The sequence below is a fragment of the Paenibacillus sp. AGC31 genome (genome assembly GCF_057334655.1).
Map to the genome: position 1 here is coordinate 1 of NZ_JBHFJH010000038.1, position 26,285 is coordinate 26,285.

Annotated in this window: 20 protein-coding genes and 1 rRNA gene; 9 read left to right on the forward strand and 12 right to left on the reverse strand. The window is 45.4% G+C overall.

The genetic code is table 11. The annotated features are described in order from the left end of the window. The 3 genes from ACE04G_RS23595 to gyrA all read right to left on the reverse strand — a co-directional run. A 16S ribosomal RNA gene (locus ACE04G_RS23595) occupies nucleotides 1–367 on the reverse strand; the annotation flags it as partial. Nucleotides 368–833: 466 nt separating this feature from the next. Further along, nucleotides 834–1,952 (reverse strand): HD-GYP domain-containing protein, encoded by a 1,119-nt coding sequence (locus ACE04G_RS23600; protein WP_221820264.1) that lies wholly within the window; start codon nucleotides 1,950–1,952, stop codon nucleotides 834–836. Nucleotides 1,953–2,174: 222 nt separating this feature from the next. Beyond that, nucleotides 2,175–4,739 carry a DNA gyrase subunit A gene (gene gyrA / locus ACE04G_RS23605; RefSeq protein ID WP_339306339.1) on the reverse strand — a complete coding sequence of 855 codons (2,565 nt, stop codon included), beginning with the start codon at nucleotides 4,737–4,739 and terminating at the stop codon, nucleotides 2,175–2,177. 426 nt (nucleotides 4,740–5,165) lie between these two features. On the opposite strand from gyrA, the gene ACE04G_RS23610 reads away from it, so the two are divergent. Beyond that, complete coding sequence (locus tag ACE04G_RS23610) at nucleotides 5,166–6,113, forward strand: YheC/YheD family protein (protein ID WP_339306337.1); 948 nt, start codon at nucleotides 5,166–5,168, stop codon at nucleotides 6,111–6,113. A 94-nt stretch (nucleotides 6,114–6,207) separates the two neighbouring features. Here the strand turns inward: ACE04G_RS23610 and gyrB are convergent, their stop codons facing one another. The 9 genes from gyrB to ACE04G_RS23655 all read right to left on the reverse strand — a co-directional run bounded on the left by gyrB (nucleotide 6,208) and on the right by ACE04G_RS23655 (nucleotide 17,383). After that, nucleotides 6,208–8,118: a DNA topoisomerase (ATP-hydrolyzing) subunit B gene (gyrB, locus tag ACE04G_RS23615; RefSeq protein WP_076216622.1), complete on the reverse strand. Its 1,911-nt coding sequence runs from the start codon at nucleotides 8,116–8,118 to the stop codon at nucleotides 6,208–6,210. Nucleotides 8,119–8,263: 145 nt separating this feature from the next. Continuing rightward, nucleotides 8,264–8,512 (reverse strand): extracellular matrix regulator RemB, encoded by a 249-nt coding sequence (gene remB, locus ACE04G_RS23620; protein WP_017691405.1) that lies wholly within the window; start codon nucleotides 8,510–8,512, stop codon nucleotides 8,264–8,266. Between the two features lie 13 nt (nucleotides 8,513–8,525). Further along, complete coding sequence (gene recF / locus ACE04G_RS23625; RefSeq protein WP_339306334.1) at nucleotides 8,526–9,638, reverse strand: DNA replication/repair protein RecF; 1,113 nt, start codon at nucleotides 9,636–9,638, stop codon at nucleotides 8,526–8,528. Nucleotides 9,639–9,695: 57 nt separating this feature from the next. Continuing rightward, complete coding sequence (yaaA, locus tag ACE04G_RS23630) at nucleotides 9,696–9,911, reverse strand: S4 domain-containing protein YaaA (protein ID WP_036611994.1); 216 nt, start codon at nucleotides 9,909–9,911, stop codon at nucleotides 9,696–9,698. Nucleotides 9,912–9,927: 16 nt separating this feature from the next. Further along, on the reverse strand, nucleotides 9,928–11,070 hold the full coding sequence (dnaN, locus tag ACE04G_RS23635) for a DNA polymerase III subunit beta (protein WP_017691408.1): 1,143 nt from the start codon (nucleotides 11,068–11,070) through the stop codon (nucleotides 9,928–9,930). Nucleotides 11,071–11,291: 221 nt separating this feature from the next. Beyond that, nucleotides 11,292–12,638 (reverse strand): chromosomal replication initiator protein DnaA, encoded by a 1,347-nt coding sequence (gene dnaA / locus ACE04G_RS23640; protein ID WP_062327668.1) that lies wholly within the window; start codon nucleotides 12,636–12,638, stop codon nucleotides 11,292–11,294. An 884-nt stretch (nucleotides 12,639–13,522) separates the two neighbouring features. Then, nucleotides 13,523–15,070: a gluconokinase gene (gntK, locus tag ACE04G_RS23645; RefSeq protein ID WP_449004968.1), complete on the reverse strand. Its 1,548-nt coding sequence runs from the start codon at nucleotides 15,068–15,070 to the stop codon at nucleotides 13,523–13,525. Nucleotides 15,071–15,136: 66 nt separating this feature from the next. Then, entirely contained in the window at nucleotides 15,137–16,498 is a 1,362-nt protein-coding gene (locus tag ACE04G_RS23650) for a GntT/GntP/DsdX family permease (protein WP_339306331.1), read from the reverse strand. A 210-nt stretch (nucleotides 16,499–16,708) separates the two neighbouring features. Continuing rightward, the gene (locus tag ACE04G_RS23655; RefSeq protein ID WP_124118702.1) at nucleotides 16,709–17,383 is read right to left on the reverse strand and encodes a GntR family transcriptional regulator; all 675 of its coding nucleotides are present in this window, start codon (nucleotides 17,381–17,383) and stop codon (nucleotides 16,709–16,711) included. A 612-nt stretch (nucleotides 17,384–17,995) separates the two neighbouring features. On the opposite strand from ACE04G_RS23655, the gene rpmH reads away from it, so the two are divergent. The 8 genes from rpmH to noc all read left to right on the forward strand — a co-directional run bounded on the left by rpmH (nucleotide 17,996) and on the right by noc (nucleotide 26,244). Continuing rightward, nucleotides 17,996–18,130: a 50S ribosomal protein L34 gene (gene rpmH / locus ACE04G_RS23660; protein ID WP_017691413.1), complete on the forward strand. Its 135-nt coding sequence runs from the start codon at nucleotides 17,996–17,998 to the stop codon at nucleotides 18,128–18,130. Between the two features lie 355 nt (nucleotides 18,131–18,485). After that, nucleotides 18,486–18,836: a ribonuclease P protein component gene (rnpA, locus tag ACE04G_RS23665; protein ID WP_036611981.1), complete on the forward strand. Its 351-nt coding sequence runs from the start codon at nucleotides 18,486–18,488 to the stop codon at nucleotides 18,834–18,836. A gap of 75 nt (nucleotides 18,837–18,911) precedes the next feature. Then, complete coding sequence (locus ACE04G_RS23670) at nucleotides 18,912–19,790, forward strand: YidC/Oxa1 family membrane protein insertase (protein WP_036671883.1); 879 nt, start codon at nucleotides 18,912–18,914, stop codon at nucleotides 19,788–19,790. Then, nucleotides 19,787–20,488 (forward strand): RNA-binding cell elongation regulator Jag/EloR, encoded by a 702-nt coding sequence (gene jag, locus ACE04G_RS23675; RefSeq protein ID WP_339306327.1) that lies wholly within the window; start codon nucleotides 19,787–19,789, stop codon nucleotides 20,486–20,488. Before ACE04G_RS23670 ends, jag begins: the two co-directional genes overlap by 4 nt. Before the next feature lie 210 nt (nucleotides 20,489–20,698). Further along, on the forward strand, nucleotides 20,699–22,075 hold the full coding sequence (mnmE, locus tag ACE04G_RS23680) for a tRNA uridine-5-carboxymethylaminomethyl(34) synthesis GTPase MnmE (protein WP_449004967.1): 1,377 nt from the start codon (nucleotides 20,699–20,701) through the stop codon (nucleotides 22,073–22,075). 222 nt (nucleotides 22,076–22,297) lie between these two features. Then, nucleotides 22,298–24,187, forward strand: a complete 1,890-nt coding sequence (mnmG, locus tag ACE04G_RS23685; RefSeq protein ID WP_449004966.1) for a tRNA uridine-5-carboxymethylaminomethyl(34) synthesis enzyme MnmG — start codon at nucleotides 22,298–22,300, stop codon at nucleotides 24,185–24,187. Further along, nucleotides 24,187–24,909 (forward strand): 16S rRNA (guanine(527)-N(7))-methyltransferase RsmG, encoded by a 723-nt coding sequence (gene rsmG, locus ACE04G_RS23690; RefSeq protein ID WP_449004965.1) that lies wholly within the window; start codon nucleotides 24,187–24,189, stop codon nucleotides 24,907–24,909. The genes mnmG and rsmG overlap by 1 nt, the downstream gene beginning before the upstream one ends. Nucleotides 24,910–25,425: 516 nt before the next feature. Continuing rightward, entirely contained in the window at nucleotides 25,426–26,244 is an 819-nt protein-coding gene (noc, locus tag ACE04G_RS23695; RefSeq protein WP_091012196.1) for a nucleoid occlusion protein, read from the forward strand. Nucleotides 26,245–26,285 lie beyond the last annotated feature (41 nt).

Sequence of the window (26,285 nt, forward strand, 5' to 3'; positions counted from 1 at the left end):
CTGCTGCCTCCCGTAGGAGTCTGGGCCGTGTCTCAGTCCCAGTGTGGCCGATCACCCTCTCAGGTCGGCTACGCATCGTCGCCTTGGTGAGCCGTTACCCCACCAACTAGCTAATGCGCCGCAGGCCCATCCCCAAGTGACAGATTGCTCCGTCTTTCCAGTTTCCTTCAGGCGAAGAAAACAATTATTCGGTATTAGCTACCGTTTCCGGTAGTTGTCCCAAACTTGAGGGCAGGTTGCCTACGTGTTACTCACCCGTCCGCCGCTAAGTATCAAGGAAGCAAGCTTCCTATCAACTCCGCTCGACTTGCATGTATTAGGCATGCCGCCAGCGTTCGTCCTGAGCCAGGATCAAACTCTCCAATAAAGTATTGAAAAGAGCGATAAGCTCATTTTGAATCTGACGAGATTAAAAATCTCATTTGTGCTCCAGTCGATCCAAGCCAAGGCTTGTCTCTAACTTTCGCGTTCATTCTGCAAGCAGAATGTTTACTCACTCGTTGTTCAGTTTTCAAAGATCAAACTTATTTTGTTACCGAGCGTTGTTCTCCTCAGCAACTTTTATATCTTATCACATCCGAACCAACTTTGCAAGCTCTTTTTTTAAGTTTCTTTCGAAGCTTATTTCATTCGCTTGCCGCACCGTGTAAACTGTGTTTTCTTGGCCGGAATTAGAATATACCATGTACAGATTTACATTGCAAGTCTTTTTTCGAGTAATTATATATAACTCTACAATCTTTCTGTTTTTTCTACACTTCCACATTTATCTCACGTAAAAAGCCTCTCTATAAAAGAAAGGCCCTCTCATCAAGTTACTTTAATATCTATTGTTATCCGATAACCTCTTGGATGTGAAGCTGCCGTTGCTGCATCAGGTTAATAATGTTTCCTTCTACTGACACCATAGGCCGTGTAGGATGATCTCGATCAGAGAATACGATCTCACCAATCTGGTTATTGCTGAGTTTTACTCGGATGCCATTATGGATCTGGGTTGACCGTTGAACAAATACTCTTACAATTGCAGGATCCAACTTCCCAAATGCCTCACTTTGGATCTGTTCTAGGACTAGGTATGGTGATTGAGCCTTGCGGTAGATCTTCTCCAGCGTCATGGCGTGGAAAATATCAGCGATAGCTACAATCTTGGCATAAATATGAATCTGCGTCCCACTAAGCTGCAACGGGTAGCCTGATCCATCCACTTTTTCATGATGCTGCAAAGCTGCAAGCCTGGCTCCCTCATTAATGGCCTTTGCTTGTTTAAGGATCTGATACCCATATTTCGTATGCTGACGAATCTCTTCCTGCTCTGCAGCGGTCAACGTGGATGGTTTATGGAGAATCTGCGGATCTACCTTGTTGTTACCAATATCATGGAACAAGCCTGCAAAGGCCACTTGCATCCAATCCTTGGAGGGGAGATCAATCCATTGTGCCAGTTGATAGGATGTGATTGCACTCAGTACGGCATGGTGATATACATAATCATGTTCTTGTATTACTCGTGGAGTGAAGGTAAGCACATTATATTGTTTGAGATGTGCAAACACAGACTCCAACTGTGTACGTAACTCATAGACCGGTAATTCGGCCGCCAGAGAGGACAGGAAAGCATTTTTCGTTAGTCCGACCATCTTCTCATACTCATCCTGCAAAGACGTTACTACAGGAGCTGTAGTGACGTTCCCTGTCTTCCCTGCCCGTTCACCATTGTTGTCATTGGCAGAACTTCCTGCTGACACAGATGCACCTTTGCTGCCTGTACTACTCGACCCCAATCTTTCTTGTTCAATATCTACCTGTTGAATCATAAAGGCTCTGAGCACTTCCATGTCCTTGGGTAAAATGACTTTTCCCTTCTGAAGCAGAACGTTGCCGCGAAGTGTTTGCACATCACTCCCAAGTTTGAGTCCTGGTTTGACCTCTGACAGGGTGATTAATCCCATGTATATTCCCCTCACTCATCGTTCTTCTATGTTAATAACAAACAAGACCATAGTCCCGGTTTTTCATGATATTTCCCATTATATTACTCAGGAATCAGGCTGTACATCCCAGATTCGTAAGAATAAAAGAAGAGATTCCTTTATACAAACAAAAGGGCTCCCACCGGGAGCCCTCACAATCTTCTTCCAATCTCAAGAGATTGGTCTTTATAAAATTCTATTTTATGCTTCCGAACCGGAATCGTCGTCGCCTTCAACTTCATTAACGTCAGCGTCAGAAACGGTGCCTTCTTCCAAGCTTACTACTGGAGCTTGGGACTCCTCGCCTTCCAAGCCTTCAAGCGACTCATCGTCTGGTTCCTCTTCATTTTTGTCAATTCGACTGACTGTAGCCACTGAATCCTCATCACGAATATGAATCAGCTTCACACCCTGCGTGTATCGACCCATAGTGGATATGCCTTCCATGCTCATCCGGATCAACGTACCGCTAGACGTGATAATCATCAGATCCTCTTCGGTTTTAACCATTTTGAGGCTGACGACTGAGCCGTTCTTCTCTGTGACATTAATAGTCTTGATCCCTTTACCGCCACGAGTCTGCATCCGATAATCACTGACAGGTGTACGTTTACCGTAACCTTTGGCTGTAACGATCAGAACATCAAGCTCTTTATCAACTACATCCATGCCGATAACAGCATCCTGTGCATCCAATGTAATCCCCTTAACTCCGGTTGCGCTACGTCCCATGGAACGTACGTTACCTTCCGAGAATCGAATAGACATTCCGTGAGCTGTACCCATGATGATCTCTTGCAATCCATCGGTCAGCTTAACATCGATCAGAACGTCATCATCACGTAAGGAAATACCGATCAAGCCGCCTTTGCGAATATTGGTGTAATCCTCAAGTGGCGTCTTCTTCACAACCCCTTGGCGGGTAGCAAAGAACAAGTATCTGTCACTTTCGAATTCCTGAACCGGAATTACGGCATTGACCGATTCGCCCTGCTCGATCTGGATCAGGTTGATAATCGGCGTTCCCCGTGCGGTACGTCCAAGCTCTGGAATCTCGTAAGCTTTGAGACGATACACTTTACCTTTGTCGGTGAAGAACATGAGGTAGTTGTGAGAGTTGGTCACAAACAGATGCTCGACAAAGTCGGTATCTTTCGTATCCATACCCACGACCCCACGTCCACCACGTTTCTGGCTGCGGTATGTGGATACCGGCAGACGTTTCACGTAGCCTGTATGAGTAATCGTAATGATAACCTCTTCACGTGGAATCAGGTCCTCATCCAGAATACTTTCTTCACCTACAGTGATCTCCGTACGACGATCATCGCTGAAGCGATCACGAATTTCTTGCAGCTCTGTACTGATAATCTCAAGTACAAGGTGCTCGTTGGCCAGAATTTCGCGATACTCTCTGATTTTGACCATCAGTTCGTTATATTCATTTTCAATACGTTCGCGTTCCAGACCTGTGAGGCGTTGCAAACGCATATCGAGAATAGCTTGAGCCTGATCGTGACTGAGTGAGAAGCGCTCAATCAAACCTTCTCTGGCTGCATCCGCATTACTGGATGAACGAATCAACGTAATAATCTCGTCGATATGATCCAGTGCAATACGCAAACCTTCTAGAATATGTGCACGAGCTTCAGCCTTTTTCAGTTCAAACTGTGTACGTCTGCGAATAACCTCAATCTGATGCTGCAGGTAGTGATACAACACTTCACGCAAGTTCAGGATTTTAGGTTCTTTATTAACAATCGCAAGCATGTTAATACCGAAAGTGGATTGCATCGATGTATGTTTGTACAAGTTGTTCAGGACAACCCCCGGATTCACGTCTCTGCGAAGCTCAATTACAACCCGCATACCATTACGGTCAGACTCATCACGAAGGTCAGTAATGCCATCAATCTTCTTATCACGTACCAACTCGGCGATTTTCTCAACGAGTCTCGCCTTGTTTACCTGATAAGGCAGCTCCGTAACGATAATTCTCGCCTTGTTGTTATTCTCTTCGATGTTGGTTTTGGCCCGCATCGTTACTGAACCACGTCCGGTCTGATACGCCTGGCGAATGCCTGAACGGCCCAAAATGTAGCCGGACGTAGGGAAGTCTGGTCCTTGAATGTAATCCATGAGCTCCATGGATGTAATGTCCGGATTTTGAATCATGGCCTGTACACCATCAATGACCTCACCCAGATTATGAGGAGGAATATTGGTGGCCATACCTACCGCGATTCCGCCGACCCCGTTGACAAGCAAGTTAGGAAAACGAGCAGGCAGAACGATTGGCTCATGTTCTTCACCGTCATAGTTCGGCTGGAAATCAATTGTATCCTTGTTGATATCTCTGAGCATTTCCATAGCAATCTTGGACAAACGTGCTTCGGTGTAACGCATGGCTGCGGCCATATCACCATCGACTGATCCAAAGTTACCATGTCCATCTACATGCATATAACGCAGGGAGAAATCCTGTGCCATCCGTACCATCGTCTCGTAAACAGCAGAGTCACCGTGTGGGTGATACTTACCGATAACTTCGCCGACGATTCTGGCTGATTTTTTATGTGGTTTATCGGGTGTCATGCCGAGCTCTGACATCGCGTACAGAATACGCCGGTGAACCGGCTTCAATCCATCACGCACGTCAGGTAAGGCACGGCTAACGATGATGCTCATCGCATAATCCATAAACGATTCACGCATCTCGACGCCTATATCCCGATCTGTAATCTGAGAGTTCATTTCTTCCGCCATGCTGGACCTCCTTCTTGTCCTTCAACAAACGTTCCATTCCGTCATGCAAAAAAATTGATTATATGTGAAAAGCCTAACAAGGCTAAAACCGCGCAAGAACGCTACTCTTTATTATATTACTTTCACAAAAGTTACACAATTAAACGTCCGCTGGGCAATAGCCTTTCTTCCGGGAACTTCTGCGTGTCTGGGGATACGCCCTGCCTTCCTCCCCAATTGCACATACAATGCTAGAAAAACGGCATATGTACTGTGCCTACAGAGGCTAAAGCTATTCCCGTCCTACGACCAAACTGCAAATTGTGCAGCTCATCGCACAAAACGCCATATTTCTCTATTATACCACTGAAATCGTCTCTTGTCCTTTGATTTCTCCGTGTCTGTCCCTCTTTAGAACTGAACAAAACATGAAAGGACTGATGAATCTTGGGTATCCAACGCGTCTCCAGCAAATGGGCCAAAACAGCTGTGTTACAACGCAGTCGCATTGTGAATGAATATATCCCAGTGACCCGAAAATATAGCCGTCAAACTCTGGAACGAATGACTGAGTTATTTGAGTCCAACTATATCAAACCGGACCGTGGTACTTACGGTAATGGGGTCATGCGGGTGAAAACAACCCGTCTATACGAACCTGTCGTTCATTCCGAGGATTCCACCACAGATGCAGAGGTTCCGGAAGAAACCAATGATCGGAGCCTGCCTGATGAACCCGAAGCAAGTGCTGTTATCTCCAGAGCTACCTATCTCACAACAACATATCATCTCCAATACGGTACAGAGGAGAGATCATTTCATTCCCTAGACGAACTCGAACGAGCACTGAATGATCGCATTCAGGAACGTGATTATATCATTCAACAGGGAATCTCGCTGATGAAGCATGGAGAATTACCTTTTGACTTGCGTGTGTTAACTCAGAAAAATCTGCAACACAACTGGGAAACAACAGGTATTTTGGGACGTGTAGCTGCCCCGGGCAAAATCATCACCAACATTCATGGTGGTGGACGATTGGCCACGTATGAAGAACTCGTACTCCCCCATCTTCACCAGGATGGCTTCAAAAAACTTCGTACTGAGCTGTACCGCTTAGGTATTCATACCGCTGTGCAGTTGCAAACATCATTTCCAAGGCTCAAAGAGATCGGTATTGATATTGCACTAGACGAAGCAGGGCGTCCCTGGATTCTTGAAGTCAACACACTGCCAGGCATTTATGCCTTTGGCTTATTACCGGACAAGGAGGCATACCGGAAGATCAAACGTTATGCCATTGCGTACGGTCGTTTGCCCTCCAAAAAGGGTAAGAGCTCCCGTCCATCCCCTAAAGCACAGGCTTCGTCTGCCAAAAAACGTGTACGCAGATAACAAAGGGATACGGAAGTCTAAGTATACGACTTATCTGTTCCATACTTTCCCTAATATAAAAAAAGGCGCCCTCTCAGGCGCCTCTTTGAATATGTTAAATGTCGAGGTTTTTCACGTATTTTGCATTTTCCTGGATAAAGTCACGACGGGGTTCAACGTTATCCCCCATCAGGGTGTCAAACATGGTATCAGCAAGGATGGCATCATTAATCGATACTTGCATCATGGTCCGACTCTCCGGATCCATCGTCGTTTCCCACAATTGTCCGGCATTCATCTCGCCAAGACCTTTGTAACGCTGAACGTTGAATTTTGCATTTTCGCCGAGCGTTGCAATAATTTCATCACGCTCTTTCTCGGAACCGGCATAACGAATCACTTTGTTACGCTCAATCTTGAACAATGGCGGTTGTGCAATATATACATAACCTGCCTCAATGATTTTGCGCATATACCGATACAGGAATGTCAGCAATAGTGTTCGGATATGAGCACCATCGACGTCGGCATCGGTCATCAAAATGATTTTGTGATAGCGTGCTTTGGCAATATCAAAGTCATCACCAATACCTGTACCCATTGCCGTAATAATTGCTCTAATCTCCGCATTACCCAAGATCCGGTCGAGACGGGCTTTTTCCACGTTCAAAATCTTACCACGCAGCGGCAAAATCGCTTGGAAATGACGATCCCGGCCTTGCTTCGCTGATCCGCCTGCAGAGTCACCTTCGACGATGTACAATTCGCTGATTGAAGCATCCTTGGATGAACAGTCTGCCAGTTTACCTGGAAGTGAGCTTACTTCGAGTGCACCTTTACGACGTGTCAGTTCACGGGCTTTACGGGCAGCTTCACGCGCACGTGCTGCTTGCAGTCCTTTTTCCAAAATGCGACGGGATACGGAAGGATTCTCTTCCAGGAACTCTTGCAGCTTCTCGGCAAACAATGATTCGACAATCCCACGCACTTCGCTGTTGCCCAGCTTGGTCTTGGTCTGTCCTTCAAATTGCGGTTCTGGAATCTTGACCGAAATAATAGCTGTCAAGCCTTCACGCACGTCATCCCCGGAAAGGTTCCCCGTGCTGTCCTTGATTACCCCTGCCTTACGGGCATAATCATTGATAATCCGCGTAAGGGCACTCTTGAAACCTGATTCATGCGTTCCACCCTCATGGGTGTTGATATTGTTGGCGAAGGAATAGATATTCTCGGTGTAGTTGTCATTGTATTGCAGAGCAACTTCCACCTGGATGTTATCTCTGGAACCTTCAACGTAAATTGGATTCTCATGCAGTACTTCACGCTTCTGGTTGAGGAAGGAGACGTATTCGATAATGCCGCCTTCGTACAGGAATGAGTTGGTTGCACCTGTACGCTCATCCGTCAGTGTAAGACCAATACCTTTGTTCAGGAACGCCAGCTCACGAATACGGGCCAGCAAGATGTCATATTCATAAACTCTTGTTTCCGTGAAAATTTCTGGGTCCGGATGGAATCTAACCGTTGTTCCTGTTTCATCGGTTGTACCGATCACTTTCAGGTCGTACTGTGGAGCTCCACGGCGATATTCCTGTTGATAGATATGTCCCTCACGTTTAACCGTTACAACCACTTTTTCAGAGAGTGCATTCACAACGGACACACCAACACCATGCAAACCACCAGATACTTTATATCCGCCGCCGCCAAATTTTCCCCCTGCATGGAGGACAGTCATAACTACCTCAAGTGCAGGACGTTTCATTTTGGTATGTTCGCCGACAGGAATACCCCGTCCGTTATCGACGACAGTTACGCTATTGTCTTCATGGATACTGACCTCAATGTGGTCGCAGTAACCTGCAAGCGCTTCGTCAATACTGTTGTCCACTACTTCCCAGACCAGATGATGCAGGCCCTTGGAACTGGTGGAACCGATATACATGCCCGGACGCTTCCGTACGGCTTCCAATCCTTCAAGGACCTGAATTTCATTCGCATCATATGACGGTTGATTCATAGACATGCCTTTCACCTACTTCTATAGATTCAATATCGTAAATATGCGTTAACTAATAATGTTTGCTGAAATAGGCAACGTCCTTCATTTCAGCCAGCTATCCAAATTTAAAGACAAGCAGCAAAAGAGATATCTTTTATGCCATACAATGCTAGAGATCCGGAAAAATGTGAGCCCGCTTCTTCAGCGTGGCTGAGGATATAGGCGAGTAGTACACAATGTTTTTGGTCACCACAATGGACTTGGCTTCCTCTTCGCCGATATGTTCCACGGTTTTTTCCTGCTCGGCATGCGTGACATACTGCTTGGAGATCTTTGAGGATTTTTCAATCGATATATCAAAAATAGCGACCAATTCGGAAGAACGGATGATCTTCTCACCGCCCAGATGAATGTACATAAGCCCTCACTCCTTAGCGTTCAACCTGTCCGGCATGAACGTGATAAATACTGGCATCTTTGAGCTTGTCAACGTTCAGGCTCTCGATCCCCGTAGCCGTAATAAAGGTTTGCACCTTGCTCTGGAACGTTTCGATCAGCTGCGTCTGGCGAAAAGGGTCCAGCTCAGACAGAACATCATCCAGCAACAGAACTGGATATTCTCCGATTTCTTCATGAATCAGTTCAATTTCCGCAAGTTTAAGGGACAACGCCGTTGTGCGCTGCTGCCCCTGCGAGCCATATGTTTGTACTTCCCGATCGTTAATGAAAAAGGACAGGTCATCCCGATGCGGCCCACTAAGGGTTGTGCCTCGGCGAATCTCCTGCTCTTTCATTTGTGATAATTTTATCATAAATTGGTCCATTAAGACAGCTTCATGTTCCTCAGCGGCTTCGCTGAAGGAAGGAAGGTAGGCCAGCCGCAAGACTTCTCCGCCTCCGGTGATCCCCTGATGAATCGTTTCTGCCCACTTTTGCAGTTTCTTTATGAATTGTTTCCTTTTTTTGACGATTTTAACACCGTGCTCCACCAATTGCTCGTTCCACACCTCAAGCATGGTCTGGGCTGATGCCCCTTTTCCCCATAACTGCTTAAGCAAATTATTTCGTTGTACGAGCACTTTTTGATATTGCTGCAGGTGATACAGGTAGCCTGGTGCAACCTGTCCGATCTCCATGTCAAGAAACCGGCGGCGGACCCCCGGTGTGCCTTTTACAATCTCCAGATCCTCCGGTGCAAACATCACAACATTGAGCGCTCCGACAAAATCACTTAACTTGCGCTGCTCCAAGCCGTTAATCTTTGCTTTTTTGCCTTGTTGCGACAAAGATAGTTCAAGCTTGACCGATCCGTACTTTTTGTCGACCTCTGCTGCAAGTCTGGCACGTTCCTCACCGAAACGAATCAGTTCCTTGTCACGGGATGTACGGTGGCTTTTGGTGAGTGCGAGTACAAAAATCGCCTCTGCAAGATTGGTCTTGCCTTGGGCATTTTGCCCGATCAACAAGTTTACGGGACCAAAAGAATCCAGTCTCAGATGTTCATAATTGCGGAAATTCTGCAGATCAATGCTGTTCACAAACACGCGGTAACCTCCCTTTTATCCCGTCCGTCAGGAGGCAGCAGGATCGAACTGGTCTTCTTATTCTGCAGCAACTTCGAATGTGCCTTCTCCGTCCACTTCAACGATATCCCCAGGGTATAACTTCCGTCCCCGACGTTCCTCAGGCTCTTTATTCACACGTACAAGTCCTTCTTGAAGCAGAGCTTTGGCCATACCTCCAGTTGGGATGCAATCAGCCAGTTTCAAAAATTGATCAAGCTTAATATATTCCGTACGAATCGTAACTTGGTTCACTGTGATCTTCCTTTCGTTAGTTGGTCGTCCGATATGGCAATATCACGTAAAGGCTGTGACTGTCATCCAGCGGTTTCAAGATAATTGGACTCATGACTCCTGTAAAAGCGATCATCAGCTGCTCACTTTCAACAACTTTCAGCACATCCAGCATGTATTTGGAGTTGAACGAGATTTTTAACGGATCTCCTGTAAACTCGGCAGGTTCGATTTCTTCTCTTACTTTACCTAGCTCGGAAGAGCTTGAAGAAATTTCAACGGATCCCGAATCCATCGTCTGCATACGCACGATGTTTGTTTTCTCTTCACGCGACAGCAAATAAGCCCGGTCAATGGATTCACTTAATTTTTTTGTATCTAAAACAAGTTCTGTTTTGTATGACGTTGGAATAATTCTAGAAGTATCCGGATATGTTCCGTCCAAAATACGGGAGTAGAACAATACACGGTCGATTTTGAACAGGACCTGGTTATCTGCAACAACGATATCCACAAGGGTATTTTGATCCGGAACAATTTTGCTGAGCTCGTTCAGCGTTTTACCGGAAATGACCACGTTGTTGAAGCGGATACCTTCTGCATTATCCAGCATTGCTGATCGAGTAGCAAGACGGTGACGGTCTGTTGCCACAAATTTCAATTCGTTGTCACCCAAACTCCAGAGTACACCTGTCAGGATTGGAGTAGTCTCATGTGTGGAAATGGAGAAGACCGTTTGTTTGATCATATTTTTCAGCAAATCTCCTGGAATGGAGACCGTTTGGTTTTCTTCGATGCTTGGCAGTACCGGGAATTCTTCCGGATCAAGACCTACCAGTTGAATCTCGGTAGCACCTGCGGAGATAAAGGTGTTGAAGTTCTCTTTGACTTCCATGTGTACTTCCTGTGATGGCAGCTTCTTGATAATCTCCACGAAAAACTTGGCTGGCAAAACTACACTGCCGGGTTGATCTACCTGAACTACGCTTTTATCCCCATCTTCAAGCGGGATGAAGGATTGAATGGATATATCGGTGTCACTTGCTGTCAACGTTACACCTTGATGATTCACGTCGAATTTGATACCGCTCAGAATCGGAATCGTTGTACGGCTTGAGATCGCTTTGGATACTTGCTGTATGGAATCGTTTAAGTAGTTTTTCATTATGCTGATTTTCATGGTTTCACTCCTAGCTGATTTTTTTTGGGTATTGGGGTGTTTAAAGGTGTTTTTCAAGGCCGAAGGCTAAGCTCCGAAATGGCTATTTTGGAGATGATATCTTTAAGATCTTTTTAGTAATAATAGTAATAGGGGCACTGAATATGTGGATAAGTGGGTATAAACCCGTACACCCAAGCCTATCCACATGTGTATACGTTGTGCATAGGCTTGGGACTTGTTCAGGTTGGATTCTTAATTTTTTCGGTTAAGTTGTTGATAACTTTATAGAGATCCTGATCGTTTTTAATCGCTTGGGAGATCTTTTCGTGAGCATGTATGACAGTGGTGTGATCTCGTCCTCCGAATGCTTCCCCAATTTTGGGCAGAGAAAAGTCTGTCAGTTCACGAGAGAGATACATGGCAATCTGTCTTGGAAAAGCAACTGCCTTGGTCCGTTTCCGTGCTTTGAAATCTTCAAGTTTAAGGCTATAATACTCGCCGACCTTTTGTTGGATGTCGTGAATAGTGATCATTTTGGGACGACTGGACGGAATAATATCCTTCAGTGCTTCAGCTGCCAGATGAGTGGTTACATCTTGATTAGTCAGTGAAGAATAAGCAACGACCCGAATCAGGGCGCCTTCCAGTTCACGGATGTTGGTGTCAATCTGGTTGGCAATGTACATCATCGCTTCATTCGGAATATCCAAGTTTTCCGCACGTGCCTTTTTACGCAAAATTGCAATCCTCGTCTCCAAATCTGGAGGCTGGATATCCGTAATTAACCCCCATTCAAAGCGAGAACGAAGACGTTCTTCCAGTGTCGGAATTTCCTTCGGTGGTCTGTCGCTGGAGATGATAATCTGCTTCCGTTCCTCATGCAGCGCATTAAACGTATGGAAAAATTCCTCTTGTGTCGATTCTTTTCCCGCCAAGAACTGAATATCATCAATGAGCAAAATGTCGACGCTCCGGTATTTGTTACGGAAGCTCTCCCCGCGGTTGTCACGGATCGAGTTAATGAATTCGTTCGTGAATTTCTCAGACGACAAATAAACGACTTTGCTGCCCGGATCATGCTCCAGAACATAATGTCCGATCGCATGCATCAAGTGAGTTTTACCGAGACCTACCCCTCCATACAGAAAGAGAGGGTTGTAAGCTTTGGCGGGCGCTTCAGCGACCGCCAGCGATGCGGCATGGGCAAAACGGTTGCCCGGCCCGATGACAAATGTATCGAACGTATATTTCGGATTCAGCATGCTGAGTACCGCTTCTTCCTGGACAACTGTAGGCGTTGGTGCTGGCAGTTGCGGATCCGGTTCAACAGGCTTGTTCTCTTCGATGACAAATTTCACATCGACTTGCTTGCCAAGCAGCTCGTATACCGTCGAGCCAACCAATTTGGTGTAACGGCTCTCCAGCCATTCGACGGCAAACGTGGTTGGTGCGGAAATGACGATTGAACGGTCATTCAGCTTGGTCGCTTTGGTTGCTTTGAACCAGGTGTCAAAGCTGGGTTTGCTGAGTTTGTTTTGTATGATTGATAAAATTTGCTGCCATAAATCAGAAGTATGGCTGTCCACAGACTGTCACTCCTTTTACATGTTCCAAGTGTGGCTTAAGCCATGATGCAGTGTCGAAATACGAGATATATTGTTGAATTTATCCCCAAACCCCCGCAGGTCGAAAACAAAAAAAGTATGAACAACGGAAAATTGTTCACAACTTTATCCACAGGCTGTTGATAATATTATGGGTCAGATCACATATTCACATCCAAAAGTAATACAATCATAGCAAAAGAAACCCCGCATTTCAACGTATCGCGTGATTTTATCCACAAATTCAATAACTTGTGTATAATTTTTAGTCACAACACAATATATTGTTTATAAACTGTTTAATTTTCGACAGAATGACCCAAAAACCAAAAATGTTTTATACACAGGTTATCCGTCAAAAGATGCCAAATTGTGTGTAAAAGTATTCTTCGTTTGTGAATAACCTTTCTGTGGATAACCGTGAAGTGAAAATGAAGCATGATTGAGATAGGAAAAAGAGTGACCTCTCACCCTCGTGTTTTCTTTCCAATGTGGCTAGGGTAAAACCCATGAATTTAAGTGTCTTGGTGGGAGACGGAGAGGGGAGTAAACTCATTCCTCAAATGAACAAGATCAGTGGTGTATTTTCTGAGCAGATGTTAATTCTGCCATCGGTGAATTATAAGAATAGTGAACCATAATAATGGATCATGAGAACTTCATTTCAAGACATATGTAATGTGAATTATCAGGATCAAGAGGTAAGCTGATGCTCTGATATGGAGGTTGAAGTGTATGAATGTATAGTATGAATTCAAAGGATAGATTATGCGTGTATAGCAAAAGAGGGTGTCTTCTAAAACCAAAAATCGGTTTTAGAGGACACCCTCTTTTTTTGGTGCAGCGACGAAGTATGGATTGATGATTTAGAGGCGGGGAAGGGACATCTTACGCTGGAATTCAGCGATATCTGCGTATTCCTCTTCCAGTTTGCGAGAGATCCGAATAAAGATGGGCAGGAGCTCTTGGTAGAGTACAGCATTCTCTTTGACAGGGGTATGCCGATGCGTTGTACCCACCATGGAAGAAACGGCATGAAGCGATTGGATCCGCCCTGTAGCGTACAAACCAAGCACGACGGCACCCAGACAGGAACTTTCGAAGCTCTCGGGTACAACCACTTCCTGATTGAAGATATCGGACATCATCTGGCGCCAGAGAGGAGAACGGGCGAACCCACCTGTGGCTTGAATGGAGGTAGGTTGCCCAATCTGTTCTTCCATGGCGAGCAGTACCGTGTATAGGTTGAAAATAACCCCTTCCAGGACAGCACGAATCATATGCTCTTTCTGGTGATGGAGTGTTAAGCCAAAAAAGGAGCCACGGGCATCCGGATTCCATAAAGGGGCACGTTCGCCCGAAAGGTACGGATGAAACAGAAGTCCTTCCGATCCCGGCCGGACACGTTCGGCAATTTTGGTCAGCACATCATAGGAATTGATGCCAAGTCGCTTCGCTGTCTCCACTTCAGACGCGGCGAATTCATCCCGCACCCAACGAAACAGCATGCCACCGTTATTCACAGGTCCACCAATGACCCAAAGATTCTCTGTGAGGGCATAACAGAAGGTTCGACCTTTGGGATCTGTAACCGGACGGTCCACGACAGTGCGAATGGCCCCGCTGGTTCCGATGGTTGCTGCGACAACACCAGGTTCAATGGCGTTTACGCCGAGATTGGATAAAACCCCATCACTTGCGCCAATAACAAAGGGCGTAGAGGGGGAGAGAGCCATTTTTTCAGCCGATTCATGATGCATTCCTTCTAATATATGTGTTGTAGGTACAAGCTTCGAGAGATGGTTGGGTGTAATGCCTGCAACCTCAAGGGCCTCTGCGTCCCAGTCCAGTTGTTCCAGATTGAGCAAACCTGTGCAGGAAGCGATGGAATGGTCGACGACATATTGTCCGAATAGACGGAAGAACAGATATTCTTTAATCGAAATAAATTTGGCGGTACTCTCAAAAAGTTCAGGTTCATCGTGGCGCAGCCACATTAATTTGGTCAGCGGTGACATGGGATGGATCGGTGTACCTGTGCGCAGGTAGATGCGATGGCCCAATCCATTCTCTTGCAGCTCGGCAGACCAAGCTGCACTTCGATTATCCGCCCAAGTGATGCAACGAGTTAAGGGTTTGTTATCCTGCCCCATGGCAATGACACTATGCATAGCCGAGCTGCAGGATACAAACAGGATCTGCTCGGCAGCAACACCACTCTGATCCATGACTCCTCGCACAGAGCGTAGGGCTGCTTGCACAATCTCTTCAGGGTCCTGCTCGGCAACATCGGGTGCAGGGGTGTACAAAGGATATTCCTGCGTTGAGGTACTGACGACGGAGCCTTGCTCGGTAAATAACACGGATTTGGTACTGGTGGTACCAATATCGATCCCAATCATGTAGTTGTTCATATATTTAATCCTTCTTTCTCCAGAAAGCGATGAGATTTTAATTTCTGTCTACTATAGAGAGACCATTCATACCACTGTACTCAGGAGCAAAATAAAGATCAGTCCCACCACGGATAATAGTGTTTCCATAACGGTCCACGTTTTCAATGTTTGGGCGACGCTCATATTAAAGAATTCTTTGATCATCCAGAATCCCGCATCGTTCACATGGGACAAAATAAGTGACCCTGCACCTGTGGCGAGTACAACCAGCTCAATATTGGCCCCTGGTGTGAGTGCAAGCACTGGAGCGACAATGCCGGCAGCTGTTGTCATGGCTACGGTGGCTGAACCGGTAGCTACACGAATGAGCGCAGCGACAAGCCATGCAAACAGGATCACGTTGATGTTGGCATGGGTAGCAACATCAGCAATGGCGTTACCTACACCACTATTGATCAATACCTGTTTGAAGGCACCGCCTCCGCCAATGATGAGAATGATGGTCGCCGTAGGCGCCAGACATTCACTGGTGAAGCGAGAAATATCGTGTTTGGTGAATCCACGTGCAAAGCCGAGTGAAAAGAGGGCAAATACAACTGAAATGAGCAGAGCAATGATCTCATGACCGATAAATTCACTGAACACGGTGAAGCCACTCGTGGCATTTGGGTCAATGATGCTTGCAATGGAACCAATCAACATCAAAATAACCGGCAGCAATATGGTAAACAGGGTAATACCAAACCCAGGCATCTTGCTGTTTGTTTTGGTTGCGAATTGTTCAGCCAGTTCTGCTGGCGGTTCGGTGTGTATTCTTTTACCAATAAATTTACCAAATAAGGGACCTGCAATAATCGCTGTAGGAATACCAACAATAAGGGAGTACAGAATGGTTTTACCCAGATCCGCGCTGAAGGCTTCAATCGCAATCATTGGCGCTGGATGGGGTGGGACCAAACCGTGTACAGTCGACAGACCCGCCAAAATGGGAATACCAATCTGCAGCAAAGACATGTTGGTTTTACGTGCAACGGTGAAAATGATAGGGATCATCAAAATCACGCCGACTTCGAAGAAAACAGGAATACCAACGATAAATCCAACAATCATCATCGCCCAGTGCACACGTTTCACACCAAACCGATCAACTAATGTAGTTGCAATGCGCTCGGCACCGCCAGATTCAGCCATCATCTTACCAAGCATTGTACCAAGAGCAATAACAATTGCGATGGTTCCAAGTGTGCCGCCAAGTCCCCCGGTAATGGAAGAGATCACATCAGCAGGTTTCATGCCTGTAAGCAAACCGAGCATTAATGCGGACAACAGCAGGGTGATAAAGGGATTCCATTTATACTTGGAGATCAAAACGATCAGAAAAACGATCGCAATTAACGTCCAAACCAATAATGTTGCGTTGTGGGATAGTCCAAAAAGAGTGCTCATGATGTTGTGTGCTCCTTTATTTCTGATATAGAACGCTTACAAGTGAAATTATCGTCAACAATTAAATGTGTACCAGTATCGTAGAAGGTGTTGGCGAAAAATGTAGTTTTATCATGCCCTAAATTGAAAGAAAATCGCATTCTGTATACTTGTCGACAAGTTAAGCCGCAATCAATCACGACGGATATGATTGCAAACGCCTTGCACCCATTAGGAATCAAAGCTTTCGTGCAGAGTTTTGCCAGAATCTTGGAAATACGTGCGGACTCCAGCCTGAATGAGCATCTTGTCACCTGATTCAAGTGCTTCAACGAGCAAACGGTGTTTCTCAATTACAGCGCTTACTTTCTGCTCGCCTTGAACAAATACCCTGCGCGTCGTGAGCAGCATAACGGTCATCACAACATATCGAATACTCTTCCATAGATGTGAAATACGGGAATGCTGAGCAGCTTCAATGATGGTCTCGTGGAAAACGAGATCCTGATAGGCGAATTCAACGGCGTCCTGATGCCTTCCAGCGAGCTGCATTTTGTCGATCACGTTACGAAGCTGGGTGATTAATGATTCCGGGACCTCACCCGCGAGTCGCTGCTGCACAAAACTTTCAATCAGGAAACGGACATCATACAATTCTTCGACATCCTTGATTCGTAGTCCAATGACAACGACACCCATACGTTCAAGTCGAATAAGTCCTTCATTGGACAATGTTCGTAACGCTTCACGGACAGGTGAACGACTGCTGTCAAAATCAGCCGCAATTCGGTTTTCCGACAAAATCTCTCCAGGTCGAAGGGTACCGCTGATGATCCGCAGCCTTAATTCGCAGGCAATGGCTTCACCACGGGATGCGCCTTGAAGCCAGGAAGAAGGAAATAACATATGGCTAACGCTCCTATTAATAAGTAATCAGTTCATTACTGATCATAGCATAACTATTTTGCGGACTGGACATTCAGTTCAATCCATAGTCTGTAGTTACAAGCTAACGGCTAATGTTTTTTTCAAAGGACTACTAAAGGCAGGTAAGTAAATCAGCCTCATCCATATACTTGTATACAAGATGTGATTTTTATCCTACACCTTTCTCAAAAGCTTGTAAACCTTAATTAAAGCGGATACAACCGAATTAGAATTCGACGATATTAATAGCCTAAAACCATTATCCACATGTGAATAACTTCAAACAGGATACAATGAAGGAGATAACAGGCATTTGAGGTTGTGGATAACTATAAATGACGAAATAGGGTGATCTGATCAGGGTCTGGGGATAACTTTCAGGTCTCTCTTCGGGGCTTGGTGCTGGTATTGAAGTGGACGAACTGTGGTCATTACTTTGGGTGGGATGAAGAGTATATATAAAAGAGGGAGAAGCCTTGCGCCTTGCAGTTGACTTTTCCAGGTGATCATGGTTAAATATATAAAGGTGTTTTCTGTGAAGATGAAAGTGATTCATCACATAAGTATTTCCTTGTGAGGAGGTGCAATACATTGAGACCTACATTCAAACCGAACGTTAGCAAACGTAAAAAAGTTCATGGTTTCCGGAAAAGAATGAGCACGAGCAACGGCCGTAAAATTTTGGCCGCACGTCGCCTTAAAGGCCGTAAAAACCTGAGTGCTTAAGCATTGAAGACCACCGAGGTGGTCTTTTTTTTCTTAATTAGCTCAAATCAGACTGGATGCTGCTACAGATCAGGTCTGAATGGTCTGCGAAAAAGTGCTGAACACACATGATGTATGTTGAGTGAGTTTTCCATTTTTCGAAAACTTACCTTATATAATGATGAATCGTTGATAGGTTTAAATGGCCAATCAACATTCATCCGGATGAATGCTGATCAGTTCAAGTAGCTGATTAACAATCATCCCAAATGAAGTTGTCGCCAAGGCGGTTTACCGTCATTCAAGAAAGCCTATACTAAATCAGTAATGAGGCCTCCGTCAATAACATTGGTGGAGAAGAGCAAGGAGAAGCGCCGTGTATAAAAGACTGCGTCTACGAAACCGGGCGGACTTTAGCCGCGTATACCGGTATGGGAAATCGTTTGCCAATCATCAATTCGTGGTGTATGGCTGTCGCCGTAAAGATACGGAACAATTCCGGGTAGGTGTATCATGCAGCAAGAAAATCGGAAACGCTGTCGTACGCAACCGGATGAGACGCATGATCAAGGAAATTGTTCGTCATCATGAGCATGAGATCGTCACGCAGATGGATCTGATTTTTATCGTCAGAAAAGGTGCACTGGACATGCCCTATAAGGAAATGGAAAAAAGCCTGCTACATGCGATGCGAAAGGGCTCTCTTTTGAAGTCGAGCAAGCGGTAAGCTTCGGTTTATTTGTCCTCCTAATTATGGTATGATTTTACGATGGAATGGAATGGTTAAGAGAGGGGTTATGAAGTGTCGCGATTGAAGACATCAAAGGGGAAGTGGATTCTCCTCATTGCAGTCATTGCAATGGTCACTGTACTCGCCGGATGTACTCCACAAGGAGCCGGGGTTACTACGGAAGATCTGAAGAATAGTGGCTCATTCTGGCAAAGCAATGTTGTGTACTGGTTCTCACTGGCGCTGGATACATTCGCCAACTGGTTTAACGGTGAATATGGACTGGCCGTCCTCGTGATGGTGCTTATTGTACGGACATTGATTTTACCACTAACAATGAAACAAGTCCGTAGCTCCAAAGCTATGCAGGCGATTCAGCCGCAGCTGAAGGAGATTCAAGCCAAGTTTAAAGATACACCTGAGAAAGTTCAGCAAGAAACAATGAAGTTGTTCCAGGAGAACAAAGTTAATCCGATGGCCGGTTGTCTGCCACTTATCATTCAGATGCCGATTTACATCGCACTTTATAACTCAATTTACGGAAACTCCAGTCTGAGAACGCATGATTTCTTGTGGCTCCAGCTCGGATCACCCGATCACCTGTTTATTTTGCCAGTGCTGGCTGCCATCACAACATTCATTCAAACATGGATGATGATGCGTATGAACCCTGCACAGCAAGTGGGTCCGATGCAGTTTATGCTGTGGGTGTACCCGATTTTGATCTTCGTGATGTCTTATCAGTTCCCGTCAGCACTTCCGCTGTACTGGTTCTACAGTAACATCTACACGATCGTGCAAAACTATTTCCTTTACCGGAATAATGATAAAATCGTGGCTGAGGTCAACGTGAAGCAGAATAGCTCTTCCAAAAATGGAGCTAAACGCAAAAACGGTGGCAAAGCGACCGTATCTGGAAAAGGGTCGAAAGGGGCCAAAAAATCGAAATGACCAAAGTCATTACGTCAGGAAAAACCGTTGAAGATGCTGTAAACCAAGGATTGACCGAGCTTGGCGTAAGTCGGGACAAGGTCGAGATACAAGTGTTAGAGCAGCCGTCAAAAGGATTCCTGGGTTTGTTCGGGGTGAGGGCGGCCAAAGTTGAAGTGAAATTATTGCCTGTACCTGAAGTTGTTCCACAGCCGATCAAGCCAGCTGCATACAAACCTGAATTAGATGCATTACTTGAGGATGTTGCAGCTAAAAATCCCTATGAAGAAGCGGCTGCTTTCTTGAAAGAGGTCGCAGCAGGTATGGGACTGGATGTTGAAGTGCATATCAAAAAACAGCGGGATGGACATATCTTCAATATTGCCGGCGAAGATCTGGGCATGATTATTGGCAGACGTGGACAGACGCTGGATGCGCTTCAGTATCTAACGAACATTGTAGCGAACCGATATTCGGAAAGCTTCGTTCGAATTGTGCTCGACGCGGAGAATTTCCGTCAACGTCGGCGGAAGACACTGGAGGATCTGGCTGAACGGTTGGCTGGACAAGCAATCCGTACCGGTAAGGAAGTTGTACTGGAACCAATGCCTCCGCTCGAACGAAAAGTCATCCATGCAAAACTGCAAAATCACCCGCAGATTAAGACGTTAAGTAAGGGCGAGGAGCCTAATCGGCGTGTGGTTATTACGACGAAATAACACGAAATTGAAGACGCAATGGCTTCCTGCCCGGTGCAGAAGCCATTGCTTTTTTCGTACAGAAGCAATTTGATAAGGTGCGTAGAACAAGTAAAGAGTGGACTTAATACGATAAGCAACATGTCATATGATATATCATTAATAGATTTGAAAATGGATATGGCGTCCCCAGAGGGACGGCAATTTAAAATAGAGCAAGGAGAGATAACCATGATCAGTGATACGATCACAGCGATATCAACGGCTGTTGGAGAGGCGGGTATCGCCGTGATCCGGGTCAGCGGCCCGGAAGCAGTGTCGGAAACGGAAAAGATTTTTCGCAGCAAAACCCCTTTAACTCAAGCAGCATCTCACACGGTTCATTATGGTCACATCATAGATCCCGTTAATGGGGAAAAGATTGAGGAAGTATTGGTTACGGTCATGCGAGCACCACGCTCGTTCACAACAGAAGATGTGGTGGAGATCAGTGCGCATGGCGGTGTAGTGTCTGTTAAACGGGTCATGGACCTGTTATTGCAGCTTGATATTCGTCTGGCTGAGCCTGGTGAGTTCACGAAGCGTGCATTTCTCAATGGGCGAATTGACCTGTCTCAGGCGGAAGGTGTCATGGATCTTATTCGTTCCAAGTCGGACCGAGCTTTCTCGGTTGCACTGAAACAGGTTGAAGGCAAACTGTCTTCCAAACTGCGTGATCTGCGATATACATTGGTGGAAACACTGGCTCATATTGAAGTGAATATCGATTATCCCGAGCATGATGTGGAGTCGTTAACGTCTGATTTTATTAAAGAAAAGTCCAGTCAGGTTATGACTGAAATTGATAAATTGCTGACTACAGCAGAGCAAGGAAAGATCCTGCGAGAAGGTATCACGACGGCTATCGTTGGACGACCTAACGTAGGTAAATCCTCATTGATGAATACACTTGCGCAAGACAACCGGGCCATCGTCACGGACATTCCAGGAACAACTCGTGATGTGATCGAGGAGTTCATTACGATCAATAATATCCCACTGAAATTGTTGGATACGGCAGGAATCCGGGAAACAATGGACGTTGTAGAGAAGATCGGGGTAGAACGCTCTCGTTCTGCAGTAAGTGAAGCTGATCTGATCTTGATGGTTGTGAATGCCGCGGAGCCACTTCATCCCGATGAGATTGAATTATTGGAACAAATCCGCGGTAGACAATCGATAATCATTATGAATAAAATGGACTTAACGCCACAGGTAGAACGTGACGTGCTGCTTCGTTACATTCCGGAAGAACGGCTTGTACCGATGTCGGTGAAAGATGATCTGGGTGTGGATCGACTGGAAGATGCCATCTCTACGCTATTCTTCAGTGGTAAACTGGAGTCCGCAGATCTGACCTATGTCAGTAATGTGCGTCATATTGCTTTGCTCAAAAAAGCGAAGCAGTCCCTGGTGGATGCCTATGAAGCAGCAGAGCAGCTCATTCCGATCGATATGATTCAGATTGATGTTCGTTTGGCGTGGGAGCATTTGGGCGAGATTGTCGGAGATACAGCACATGATGCATTAATTGATCAGATTTTCTCCCAGTTCTGTCTAGGAAAGTAAAAAAAATATACTGCGGATTGACTTGAATCGTAGTGTATGATAGAAAGGTACAATTTCTGCCTGTTGTCAAAGGATAGAATGATATTGTAGCCATTACGTGTTGGTTTCATATAGATAGGAATGCAAGTTCCGATGAACGGTTAGAAGTAGTTTCATTATTTTAGAACATGATCCGTCTGCGTGAGTTACACCAAATGCAGCGGAATAAGGAGGTAAACGGGAATGGCTTTTGATGGCGGTAGTTATGATGTAATCGTCGTTGGTGCAGGGCATGCTGGTGTGGAATCCGCGCTGGCCGCAGCTCGTATGGGGTCCAAAACACTAATGATTACGATCAATCTGGACATGGTGGCCTTTATGCCTTGTAACCCATCTATTGGGGGACCGGCCAAAGGACATGTTGTGCGCGAGATTGATGCACTTGGTGGAGAAATGGGACGAAATATCGATAAAACCTTTATTCAGATGCGGATGCTTAACACGGGTAAAGGGCCTGCTGTTCACGCGCTTCGCGCTCAGGCAGATAAATTCTCCTACCAGCATAAAATGAAGGAAACGATGGAGAATGAACGTAATCTGACAATGCGTCAGGGTATGGTTGATCGACTGATCGTTGAAGATGGAAAATGTGTAGGCGTTGTGACTCAGACCGGAACAGAGTATCGGGCTAAAGCGGTCGTTCTGACAACAGGCACATACTTGCGCGGCAAAGTGATTATGGGCGAGTTGATGTATGAGAGTGGACCGAACAATCAACAACCCTCTCTTAAATTGTCAGAGAATCTGCGTGAACTGGGCTTTGATCTGGTTCGTTTCAAAACGGGTACACCACCACGTGTGCATAAGGATACGATTGATTTTAGCAAAACCGAAATTCAGCCTGGCGATGACAAGCCGAAGTTCTTTTCCTATGAAACAGAATCTTCCGATAATGAGCAGTTGCCTTGCTGGTTGACGTATACATCTGTGGATACACATCAGATTATTAATGATAATCTGCATCGTGCTCCGATGTTCTCGGGGCTTATTGAAGGAACCGGACCACGTTATTGCCCTTCCATTGAAGATAAAATTGTTCGTTTCAGCGACAAGCCGAAACATCAGATATTCCTTGAGCCGGAAGGCAAGAACACATCCGAGTATTACGTACAGGGGTTGTCTACGAGTATGCCAGAAGATGTACAACTGGCTATGTTGCGTTCAATTCCAGGTATGGAAAAAGTGGAAATGATGCGTAATGGTTATGCGATTGAATACGATGCGATGGTGCCTACACAATTGTGGCCTTCACTGGAAACTAAACGTCTACCAGGTCTGTTTACGGCGGGTCAGATTAATGGTACCTCCGGTTATGAAGAAGCAGCAGGACAAGGTGTTATGGCTGGAATCAACGCTGCACTCAAAGTACAGGGGAGAGAGCCGGTAATACTGGATCGTTCCCAAGGTTATATTGGCGTGCTGATTGATGATCTGGTGACAAAGGGTACAAATGAACCATATCGTCTGTTGACTTCACGCGCTGAGTATCGTCTGTTGCTTCGCCATGATAATGCAGATATGCGTTTGACGGAAATCGGACATGATATTGGCCTGATCCCTGAAGAGCGTTATGCAAAATTCCTGGATAAAAAGGCGAAAGTCGAGCAGGAAGTTGCACGTCTGAAAGTGGCTAAAGCTCGCCCGGTTGAAGTGAATGCCAAGCTGGAAGAGTACGGATCTACACCTATTCAGGATGGCAGTACGTTGCTTACCTTGCTGCGTCGCCCGGAGCTGGGGTATGAACTGATTGAACAGCTCTCACCATCTGAGGTAGAACTGACAGCAGATATGAAAGAACAAGTGGAAATACAAATTAAATATGCGGGTTATATTGAGAAACAATTGATCCACGTGGAACGTTTACAAAAGATGGAGAAAAAGAAAATTCCGGACACTATCGTATATGATGAGATTCATGGTCTTGCCATGGAAGCCAAGCAGAAGCTCGCTACGATTCGTCCAATCTCGATTGGTCAGGCTTCTCGTATTGCTGGAGTTACTCCTGCCGACATCTCCATTCTGCTGGTCTACTTGGAGCATTATAACCGTGTAACCGCAGCAAGGGGACAATAATGGACGATATTCAACAGCAACTGCAGCGGCGCTTAAAGAAACATGGATTAGAGCTGGACGAACTCCAGTTGGAGCAATTCGAACTGTATTATCAGGAGCTGGTATCCTGGAATGAAAAGATGAATCTGACGGGCATAACGGATCGGGAGCAAGTGTATACCAAGCATTTCTATGATTCGGTATCGCTGGCTTTTTATACTGACATGACCAAAGTGATTAAGCTTGCTGACATTGGATCAGGAGCGGGTTTTCCGGGATTGCCACTGAAAATCTGTTTCCCGCATATTAAGCTTACGATCATTGATTCATTGAATAAACGTATTGGCTTTCTACAGCATGTGGTAGATATCCTTGGCCTGACTGATGTGGAATTGGTCCATGGACGTGCTGAAGAGATTGGACGCAAAGAAGGGTATCGTGATAGCTACGATCTCGTTACGGCGCGTGCAGTAGCCAAGCTGGCTGTGCTGAATGAATTCTGCCTTCCTTTTGTTCGCAAAGGTGGAATGTTCGCTGCCATGAAGGGCGGAGACCCACGTGATGAAATGAAGGAAGCGGAGTTCAGCTTCAATCAGCTGAAAGGACGGGTTAAGGCCGTTCATCCTTTCCAGCTGCCGGTTGAAGAATCAGAGCGTCACATCATTCTGATTCAGAAATTTGATAAGACACCATATAAGTATCCGCGCAAACCAGGTACTCCAATGAAGACTCCGCTGATATAGTTGCGTGATGTTTACGAAGTCAGTCAAAACAGAATAGAATTTTAGACATGGATAAAGAGGATGTTTCACGTGAAACATTCCTCTTTTTTTTGTTTTCTGAAATGGAGGACTGGATCAACATTACAGATACTCCGTATTACATATCTCTTCAAGAACCTGTAATGATGAATCTCACGCATATTAGCTCATGAACAATTTCATTATTTGAATGTGTGTAAGTCGTCATATTTCCAATATTCACAAAGAAAAAGCAGGAAAATTAGCAGAGTTTAAAGAATAGGTAAGCATAGGATTATGATAGAAAAGATGATAGAATAGAAGTATCCGATCCTGGGTCACAGCGATCATAGATTATATGTATAGATAGATGGATATGCGTTCAATGTTGCATGACAGGAAGCGTTATGAAAGGCAAAACTTATTCCAAGAACGATGCATGTTAAAGGTCGCTTATTGAATAAGAAGCACCTGCAAAGACTGTGGGAGCTATTACGAAACTAGGTGGTAATCTGCGGAATGAAAGAACAATTTTCGAAGTTGTTTGGTTTGGCGGAGCGCAATAACGGAGATGAGATCAAACAGATTCCGGTTAATGAAATTGTGAGCAGCCCATATCAACCCCGTACTATTTTTGATGATGATAAAATTGATGAGTTGTTGCAGACGATCAAAACACATGGTGTAATTCAGCCTATTGTCGTTCGCGTGCGAAATGGATCATATGAGATTATTGCCGGGGAACGTCGCTGGCGTGCAGTTCGAAAATTGGGTTTGGATACGATTCCGGCTATTGTGCGTGAATTCAACGACTCTCAGGCCGCATCCATTGCACTGATTGAGAACTTGCAGCGTGAAGGATTGACTTCCATTGAGGAAGCTGTCGCTTATCAGAAGCTGATCGACTTGCATCAATTGACACAGGAAAGTCTGGCACAACGACTCGGCAAAAGCCAGTCAACCATCGCGAACAAAATTCGGTTGTTACAGCTCCCGGAAGGCATTAAGGCCGCATTGATGGAACGCAAAATTTCTGAACGGCATGCAAGGGCATTACTTTCTCTGGATACGGAAGAACTGCAGATGAAGTTGCTCGGTGAGATTATCGAAAAAGAATTAAATGTGAAACAGACAGAGGCACGTGTTGCCTTTTACAAGGAATCTTCCAAGATTAAGAAATCTAGACGTGTTTCCTTTACCAAGGACGTAAGACTTGCACTTAATACAATTCGCCAATCCATTGATATGGTAACTGGTTCAGGTCTGGACATCAAAACAAAAGAAGCAGACCATGAGGATCATTATGAGATCGTTATCCATATTCCAAAACGCAAATAATTGAAGCTTATGGCGGCAATGGGCCGCTTTTTATGTCTATA